7 protein-coding genes are annotated in these 5,387 nt (G+C 39.5%); 2 read left to right on the forward strand and 5 right to left on the reverse strand.

The annotated features are described in order from the left end of the window. Positions 1–144: 144 nt before the first annotated feature. Together WAX46_RS15400 and typA are read right to left on the reverse strand one after the other, a co-directional pair. A complete protein-coding gene (locus WAX46_RS15400) occupies positions 145–468 on the reverse strand; it encodes a YlaH-like family protein (protein ID WP_226570207.1) in 324 nt (107 codons plus the stop codon). Between the two features lie 54 nt (positions 469–522). Continuing rightward, positions 523–2,361 (reverse strand): translational GTPase TypA, encoded by a 1,839-nt coding sequence (gene typA, locus WAX46_RS15405; protein WP_336494300.1) that lies wholly within the window; start codon positions 2,359–2,361, stop codon positions 523–525. A 113-nt stretch (positions 2,362–2,474) separates the two neighbouring features. Here typA and WAX46_RS15410 point away from each other — a divergent pair, with 113 nt between their 5' ends. Beyond that, positions 2,475–2,654 (forward strand): DUF5325 family protein, encoded by a 180-nt coding sequence (locus WAX46_RS15410; protein ID WP_008345070.1) that lies wholly within the window; start codon positions 2,475–2,477, stop codon positions 2,652–2,654. A 455-nt stretch (positions 2,655–3,109) separates the two neighbouring features. Here WAX46_RS15410 and WAX46_RS15415 read toward each other — a convergent pair whose 3' ends face one another. Further along, positions 3,110–3,916 (reverse strand): inositol monophosphatase family protein, encoded by an 807-nt coding sequence (locus WAX46_RS15415; RefSeq protein ID WP_336494301.1) that lies wholly within the window; start codon positions 3,914–3,916, stop codon positions 3,110–3,112. 133 nt (positions 3,917–4,049) lie between these two features. Further along, positions 4,050–4,235, reverse strand: a complete 186-nt coding sequence (locus tag WAX46_RS15420; protein ID WP_226570213.1) for a hypothetical protein — start codon at positions 4,233–4,235, stop codon at positions 4,050–4,052. A 279-nt stretch (positions 4,236–4,514) separates the two neighbouring features. Here WAX46_RS15420 and WAX46_RS15425 point away from each other — a divergent pair, with 279 nt between their 5' ends. Then, entirely contained in the window at positions 4,515–5,150 is a 636-nt protein-coding gene (locus WAX46_RS15425; protein WP_226570215.1) for a DUF1054 domain-containing protein, read from the forward strand. A 51-nt stretch (positions 5,151–5,201) separates the two neighbouring features. Here WAX46_RS15425 and WAX46_RS15430 read toward each other — a convergent pair. Continuing rightward, a partial coding sequence (locus tag WAX46_RS15430; protein ID WP_336493384.1) for an IS3 family transposase occupies positions 5,202–5,387 on the reverse strand: 186 nt, incomplete at its 5' end.

Genomic DNA, 5,387 nt, shown 5'->3' on the forward strand with positions numbered 1-5,387 from the left:
AATTCTTTAGAATAGTGTTGAAATTGTTGTCCCTTTCTAGCCATAAAAAATCCCCTCCAAGTATAGTGTAACAGCCAAGATATGTTCTTGGGCTTTTTACACTGTCTACTTAGAGGGGATAATATCACATGTGTCAGGTCTTTTTTACGTATTCACTGTTCCTGCTTTTTTCGCACGATGCAGCCGTATTTTATAAATAATCAAAATGGCAGCTGCCACAACAAGGCCTTCTGCAACTGGCAAGAAGATCCCTAGAAACGTGAGAAACGTGCAGCCAAAAATCAAAAACAAATAAATCACGAGCGCTTTTAAAATCGGTAAACGTCTAGCAAAGCCGAGCTTAAAAACAATAATTGCTAAAACAAGGATGGTGCCATAAAGGAGCCACATCCCTGTTTGCGGATTTTCATCGACACGAAACAGCATCGCAAAAAAGGATAAATTATCACTTACTTCCTGATCATTCAAAAAGATTCCCTCCCCTTATCTTTCAGGGTTCTACCTTTTAAATTCTTCATGGAATTATGATAATCCTGCTAATTTTTTCTTCTTCGCTGCTTTTTCACGTTCGTTTTTATCTAAAATTTTCTTTCTTAGACGAATAGATTCAGGGGTAACCTCACAGTATTCGTCTTCATTTAAGTACTCAAGAGATTCCTCAAGTGACATAATCCGTGGTTTTTTCATACTAACCGTTTGATCTTTTGTCGCTGAACGTACGTTGGTTTGCTGTTTCATACGGCTAACGTTGACAACAAGGTCGTTTTCACGGTTATGTTCACCAACAATCATTCCTTGATACACTTCAGTACCTGGCTCAACAAAGATCACACCGCGCTCTTCAACACCTTGGATTCCGTAAGCTGTCGCTTTACCCGTTTCCATTGAAACAAGTACACCTTGACGGCGTCCGCCAACTTGACCAGACTGCATCGGCTGGTAGCTGTCAAATGTATGGTTCAGAATACCAAAACCACGAGTTAATGAAAGAAATTCAGTTGTATATCCGATTAAACCTCGTGATGGAACAGTAAAGATCAGGCGAACTTGACCGTTACCATTATTGATCATATCAATCATTTCACCTTTTCTTGCACCCATTGATTCCATGACAGAGCCAGTATGCTCTTCTGGTACATCAATTTGAACACGCTCTACGGGCTCACATCGAACACCATCAACTTCTTTTACAATAACTTCTGGCTTCGATACTTGTAATTCAAATCCTTCACGTCTCATATTCTCAATCAGAATGGATAAGTGAAGCTCCCCGCGTCCAGATACGACCCAAGCATCAGGTGAATCAGTCGGATCCACACGAAGACTTACGTCTGTTTGAAGCTGCTGCTCTAAACGCTCTTCAATTTTACGAGATGTGACGTATTTTCCCTCACGACCTGCAAATGGGCTGTTATTGACAACAAATGTCATTTGAAGTGTCGGCTCATCAATACGAAGGATCGGCAGTGCCTCTTGGTATTCTACCGGGCAAACTGTTTCACCGACATTGATGTCTTCCATACCAGATACAGCAACAAGATCTCCAGCTTTAGCTTCGTTGATTTCCACTCGTTTTAACCCTTGGAAACCAAAAATCTTTGTTACACGGAATTGTTTCACACTGCCATCGACTTTCATCAGGGCAACTTGCTGTCCTACTTGCATCGTTCCTCTAAATACACGGCCAATTCCAATTCTTCCGACATAATCATTGTAATCAAGTAGCGCCACTTGGAATTGAAGCGGCTCTTCATGGTTGTCAATTGGGCTTGGAATACGGTTGACAATCGCTTCAAACAACGATTCCATGTTTTCGTCTTGTTTGCTCGCATCGTTACTTGCCGTACCATTGATTGCTGATGCGTAAACAACTGGGAATTCAAGCTGTTCTTCTGTTGCATCTAATTCAATGAACAAGTCAATGACTTCATCGACCACTTCAGCCGGACGAGCAAAGTCGCGGTCAATTTTATTAACAACAACAATTGGTGTTAAGTTTTGCTCAAGTGCTTTTTTCAGTACAAATCGAGTTTGAGGCATACAGCCTTCATAAGCGTCCACAACGAGAAGTACACCATCTACCATTTTCATGATACGCTCAACTTCACCACCGAAATCGGCGTGTCCTGGTGTATCTAAAATATTAATGCGTGTATCTTTATAATGAATCGCAGTATTTTTAGCTAAAATCGTAATACCGCGCTCTCGCTCTAAATCATTTGAATCCATGGCTCTCTCAGCGATATTTTCATTCGCACGGAAAGTACCAGCTTGATGGAGCAATTGGTCAACAAGCGTCGTTTTACCATGGTCAACGTGGGCAATAATTGCGATGTTGCGAAGGTCTTTTCGAAGTTTCACATTTTCATCTCCTAAAATAATTAGATAACTTTCATATTATATCACAATCCCCTTTAAATGCCGATCGTTTTTCTGTAAACTTATATTAACTCTAAAAAAAGGGATGGAGACAAATGAAACAAATTAAATGGCTTTTATTACTATGTGCATTACTTGCAGTCGTTAGTATGGCGTTTATTGGGGTGTCTGTTGCAGAAAAAAGCATACTGGGAACATGCTTGAGTATCGTGTTCGCCATGATTTTCATGGGTACAGGATTTACATTAAAAAGAAAATTAAACGTACAATCATAAAATTTATCAAAAGCCTTTTACATTCTATATGTAGAAGGCTTTTGATTTTGACTCAAACCAAGACCATTCACCCATGAATTGTCAAGCTGAGATGCTGAAAATATAAAATAGTCTTGGAAAATTTAAGTAATACGCACCTCTACACCTCCAAATTGTTTTCAGGTATGCTATACCCGATTTTCAACTTAAAGGTGTGTTTTTATTTGTCTTATAATAACGATCCTTGATTTTCTTTTTTCTTCCTTTTCATCTATTATGGCTCGAAATCCGGTGAATTGATAAAAGAGATTGGCTCTTTCATTTCTTGATAAATGAAAAAACAAATAGCCGAGAACCACACCATTGAATAATACAATCCTATACATCAAATTAAGACCCCTTCGTATGGACAATCGCCTTACCAAAAAGTTTCATCCAAAACAAAGAATCACTTCATTCTCATGAAGTGATTGTGTTTATTTTTTATTTTCTCTTCCTTTTATGTAATCGTTCAGGATTTGCTCACAAATAGATCGATTCCCTGCCACAATGCTGTTTTTCTCTAGGAAGGATAGTGGTTCTCCATGAATATTGGAGTAAACAGCCCCTACCTCATCAAGCAACACACATCCGGCGGCATAATCCCATGGTGCAAGCCTTAACGTCACGTATGCGTCACTTCTGCCACTTGCAATATAAGCGAGCTCAAGTGCAGCTGATCCAATGGTTCGTGTCCCCCTGACGTCACGGACGAGACGGGCAAACGGTTTAGCATCAAAATGAGGGCTTTCAATCGCCCATGTCGGGTTAATGCCAACAATAGCTTTTTCAATCGTCACATCTTTTAATGGTGGGAGTAAGATGTCGTTCATATACGCCCCTTCTCCTTTGACTGCATGGTATAATTCGTCATGAATGACGTCATAAATAAGACCGATTTTTCCAACACCATGTTCAAATATCCCAATTGAAATGGCAAAATTGCGTTTTTGATGGACAAAGTTTATTGTGCCATCAATTGGATCAATGATCCACACAATTCCGTCCAGTGAAGTCACCTCTTCCCCTTGTCCCTCTTCTCCTAAAATGTGATGATCTGGAAATGTCGACTGAATCTTTTCAATGAAAAAACGCTCGGTTTCTTTATCGATGTTTGTGACAAGATCATTTGGATTCGATTTTGTTTCAATTGATAGACTTTCCTGCATGGATGCTTTAATGCAGCTTCCCGCTTCTTTTACCCAAAGTTTTGCAAGACGGTCCATTTCCACCCAGTTTGTCATCAGACTGTAAACCTCTTTTCTATGTAATACCTATTTGTATTAGCATACTGATATTATGTACGTAAAAGCAAGAAAAAAGCAGCTTCATACAAAAACGAACCGATGAATTGGTTCGTTTTTACCTCACCTTGTTTTACCCTTGAAGCTGCTCCCATTCTTTTCTTAGGCGATCAAGCTTTCGTTTGCTGCGTTCAATTTGGATAACATCTTTATGCTCGATGGCTTCATGAAGCGTAGATAGCTCATAATCAACCTCTAATCTCCACACAGCGATGCGATTCTTCTCTTGTCTATACCTATGCTTCACAATTTGCTTCATTGGTCAACGCCCCTTCCAGAGAATGATTCATTCCTTGTCAGTTTTCATTGATAAACAATTTAATGATAAAAGAAATGGTTCTTGCTTATATCGTATGAAGCGATCGCTTAACCGCAACGACATTCTGAAAATTGTGTCTTTACCTATTTGTCATATACCACAAAATCGATATTTTTAAACGCTGCATCACGTCCTCTGCAATCTTTCTCCTGCATCTTTTTTGATCTTGACCCAAGCTATGATAAAATATGATCAGCGATAAGATACAGGAGGCATAACATGAGTGAGATGCGTTTTAGAGATGAAGATTTCGAGACATTCACAGTGGATGGTTTAGATGAACGAATGACCGTATTAAAAGAAAGAGTCCGCCCAAAGCTTGAGGCCCTTGGCGAACACTTTGCGCCGCTTCTTTCTTCTATTACAGGAGACGAGATGTTTGTACATGTGGCAAAACATGCAAGAAGATCTGTCAACCCACCAAATGATACTTGGGTTGCTTTCGCAAACAGTAAACGAGGCTATAAAAAGCTCCCTCATTTTCAAATTGGGCTTTGGAAAACTCATGTATTCGTATGGTTTGCGATCATTTATGAATCTCCGGTTAAAGGTGAATATGGTCAATTATTTGAAAAAGAGCTAGACACCATTCAACAGAAAATACCCCAAGATTTTGTTTGGTCTAAAGATCATACGAAACCTGACGTACTGCGTCACAGTGAGCTTAACGCTGAACAACTGAAAACGATATTTGAACGGGTTCAAACGGTAAAGAAAGCTGAACTCCTTTGCGGGATCCAGCTGCCTAGAGAAGAGGTCGTTCAAATGAACAATGAAGACTTTTTATCGAAAATCGAAGATGCCTTCCGCACTCTGGCTTTTCTATACCGCTTTATGCAGAGAGAATCTGTATAAGAAAAACGAGCCTAGATTGAAGTGACCCCCTTAAGTTAGACACGGTATTTATTAGACAGCTTTCGAGGCATGAGTTCGATATTGTATCGGACTCATGCCTTTTAGTTTCGTCTTTATACGTGTGTGATTGTAGTAATCAATATATTGTTCAAGTTCTTGCTTGAAGTGTTCGATGTCCTCAAATTCTTTTAGGTATAGAAATTCAGACTTTAAGATACCGAAGAAGTTCTCGATAAC

Origin of the sequence: Bacillus sp. FJAT-53060, assembly GCF_037104745.1 — a bacterium.
GTDB lineage: Bacteria > Bacillota > Bacilli > Bacillales > Bacillaceae > Bacillus > Bacillus stratosphericus_B.